This window comes from Gammaproteobacteria bacterium, from assembly GCA_027296625.1.
In the GTDB taxonomy this organism is placed as follows: domain Bacteria; phylum Pseudomonadota; class Gammaproteobacteria; order JAKEHO01; family JAKEHO01; genus JAKEHO01.
Window position 1 is genome coordinate 1 of sequence record JAPUIX010000023.1, and the last position, 3,470, is coordinate 3,470.

Here is a 3,470-nt window from a genome sequence, read left to right on the forward strand (position 1 = left end):
GCGCAGCGCATCGTTACTGAAGCTAAGGTCGATTTCGTCAGCCGCCGCCTGCGCGCACAACAGACCAGCGGCCAGCAGCGCTAAGACGAATCTCATGCCGGCACTCCTCGACAACAACCTTGTCATGATACCGGCATTCCACGGGATCACCTAGTGCCCTGTCCCACGGCCGTAGAACACCGCTCAGCGATTTATTGCATGGATCACCCGCCGGGAGTGCGGCGAGCTACTACACGCGGCGTGCAGAAAAATCTAGGCTAAAGCAGCCGCTCCAATCGATCCAAGTCGTTGATCACGCGCCAGGAACCACCCTCCGCCTCCACGCGGGCTTGCCACATGTCGAGACGATCGAGGTACTCCCGGGGGTCGATATTGTCGCTTGAGAGCTTGGTCACGTTCAGCGCAACGACCTCGAAATTTTCCAGGGGAATCGGAAAATCCCGCACATAGCCGGCCAGGAGATCTTCCTTCAGATCCGAGAATATGAATATGATTTTGCGGCCGGGGGCCTTCTCCGCCAGAAACTCAACAGCCTGCAATAACCCGCCGGTAATATCTGTATGACTGGCAGGCGTAACATGACTCAGAAATTCATGAATAGTCTCGGAGAACAACCGTTTTTGGCTATTCGCAGCGCTCGGGCGATCGTCGAGGGTAACCTTAGCGATGATATCCCTCTCACTGAAGCTACCTGTATCGATCCGTGCAACCGCGAACGAGTCCAGACCATTCAACCGCGTCAACGTGTAGTTGATGATTTGCTCAGCCTTGTCCAGTTGTTCGGTATAAGTTCCGGACGTATCCAGCAAAAGATACACGCCGATGTTCCGCGGGACAGGGTCCGAACAAGCCCCTGCGAACAACACCAATAACGTCACATAAATTAACCGTCTCATCATGACACCTCCGAATAGCTCTGTGCACTAGATTTTGGCTTCTTCTTGCGCCGCGTTTCGACCCACAGAGGCAAGAATATGAGAACGTCATAGAGCCTGATCAGCAACGTACCAATGAGCCGGACCGCGCCTCCGGCGATGCGCAGCGACAGCGAAGCTAGGTGCAGTGTCCCCGCGAGAAGCATCCCTACGATCGTGCGGAGAGAATGTACTAATGTCTCCAGGGGTATCGCCACGAATACCAAAGCGAACGGCAGCATGAATCCCAGACCCATTTGTGCTGCGGTTGTGATCCAGCCGAAATCGTTCTCGGCCACAGTACCACCCCGTAGGATCGCACTGGTCGCCAGCTCATCCTGCATCAGGATCTCTCTCATATAGGCAAGCCCAGCCTCAACCGACGCGAGGGACAACAAGATACCGAAGGTTATCCAGGTCATGCGGACTCTGGTTTTGTCCGGTAAAGCGCCAATCACGGGAAACAAACGCGTGATCCGCAAGGACTCCATCAAGAATAAGCCCATGGAAACTTCCACTAAAATAATTACAAGTGCGGCAATGTCGGAAGTCTTGAACGCGCCAATAAAAGCCGTGCCACCCACCATCTCTGCCATCGGCCGGGCGATGAGAGAGAAATTAATCGCAGCGCCGCCCACGGCAACGCTGAGCACGAACGCGGATACAAAGAACTGCACCAGTGAAGAGGAAGACAGCACCTGGAGTGCGCGATCGGTACCGCTCACGATCTCCTCATACTCTTTCATGTGCCGATCGATGGGCTGACATCGTTTCAGCAGGCTCTCTACGTTCTTGTTGACCTCGGTCAGATTTTTCTGAACGGTCCGCCAACCCGGCACCATCCGCCGCAACATATCGTGTCGTTTCCGACTGGCTCCGCGATACTCCTCCAGCGCCTGCTCATGGGCCCTCACCAGTGACTTGTGAATGTCACTGAGGATGGTTCCCACCATGTTGTCGTTACGCGCGTCTATTTTGGCTACCGCATCCACGGCCTTGACCCAGCCCGGGGGGTCCGGCGGCACGTCCATGGTCTTTTGATAATCTTCTTCTATGCGGACGATGACATCGCTGAGATTCCGCTGAAATTGGGGGTACGACCCCAGATCCTTTTCGACGGCGTCGGCGACTCGCTCGAACTCTCGCTCGATGATGCGCTCTTTCGCTTCCCGTCCAGCCGCCAGAAGCACTTCCCGGTTGCGTGCCCTGAGGGCCCGCTCTGCGTTCGCGAGAGCATGGGAGCCCAGGCGCATGGCATCGTGGAGCGTCCGGCTTAACGTCAGGACCACCTTATGGCCCGAGATTCGCGCGAAATAGAGCAGCGTTATTAAGAGCACTACCCAGATGCCGGCCGAGGCCACCGGATTAGGCGTGATTCCAAGTAGATCGCTGAAAGCCATTGTTACATCCTCTCTCCACGTAACGAATCCACCGCTAGGAGTACGCCGATGACCGAGAGGTTTGACTGAGAAGCAAGAGCCGAATGGCTAACGCGACTGGCAACCCCGCTGTCTTAGACTGTCCCGTAGACCGGTGGCTTTGCGACCCCTTCTTTCGAAGGGTGTGCCTTTTCACAAGCCACAGGATGCGCATATTGAGACGGCGTGTCTAGAGACTTGCGTCTCAATTTCCGACTCCGCTTAGGTACGGGATCTATCCACCTCGGCAGCGGGATGCGGCCGAGTTGCTCAAAATGGCACGGCCGCTCTCAATAGCGGATCAAACTCGCTCCCCAGGTCAATCCGCCGCCAAAAGCCTCCAGGAGCAGCAGGTCGCCACGTTTTATGCGTCCGTCCCGGACTGCAGTGTCCAGCGCCATCGGGACCGAGGCGGCTGAAGTATTGCCATGCTCTGCGACCGTTAAGACCACCCGTTCCATGGGTATCTGCAATCGTTTGGCCGTGGCCATGATGATTCGAAGATTGGCCTGATGGGGGACGAACCAGTCGATCTCATCTTGCCGAAGATCATTTTTCTCGATGACGTCATCGACCATACGCTCTAACGTCCGAACGGCCACCTTGAAAACCTCGTTGCCCTTCATTCGAATGAGGGAAGCGTCATGCGCCAATGACTTCTTGGAGACGCCCGTTTCGGCGTATAACAGGCTCTTGTATTTTCCGTCCGCGCCCAGGCTGGAGTAGATCAATCCGGGCTCGTCAGCCGCCTCGATGACGATGGCGCCCGCGCCATCGCCGAACAGGACGCACGTCTCCCGGTCTGTCCAGTCCACGATGCGCGACATGGTCTCGGCGCCGACTACTAAGGCTCGCCGGATACTACCGGTACGCATGAACTGATCCGCAGTCGTGAGGGCGTACATAAATCCGCTACAGGCTGCCTCTACACTGAATGCAGGTCCGCCACCGATACCGAGGCGTCTCTGCAACAGACAGCCCACATTCGGAAAGACGAGATCGGGCGTGCAGGTACCCACGACGATCATGTCGATCTCCTGTGGGCCCACGCCTGCCATCTCCATCGCAGCCAGCGAGGCATGATACGCCAGATCACTGGTCGTCTCATCATCCGCAGCGATGCGCCGTTGCTCGATGC

Annotated in this window: 3 protein-coding genes and 1 riboswitch; all 3 genes read right to left on the reverse strand. The window is 56.7% G+C overall.

All coding sequences use genetic code 11. From position 1 onward, the window contains the following. Positions 1-257 precede the first annotated feature (257 nt). Positions 258-899 carry a VWA domain-containing protein gene (locus O6944_00980; protein MCZ6717723.1) on the reverse strand — a complete coding sequence of 214 codons (642 nt, stop codon included), beginning with the start codon at positions 897-899 and terminating at the stop codon, positions 258-260. Beyond that, the gene (locus O6944_00985) at positions 896-2,314 is read right to left on the reverse strand and encodes a hypothetical protein (protein MCZ6717724.1); all 1,419 of its coding nucleotides are present in this window, start codon (positions 2,312-2,314) and stop codon (positions 896-898) included. Before O6944_00985 ends, O6944_00980 begins: the two co-directional genes overlap by 4 nt. A 95-nt stretch (positions 2,315-2,409) precedes the next feature. Further along, a riboswitch (cyclic di-GMP riboswitch) is annotated at positions 2,410-2,492 on the reverse strand. 130 nt (positions 2,493-2,622) lie between these two features. Further along, positions 2,623-3,470, reverse strand: an 848-nt coding sequence (locus O6944_00990) for a ketoacyl-ACP synthase III (protein MCZ6717725.1), incomplete at its 5' end; no start/stop codon positions are given.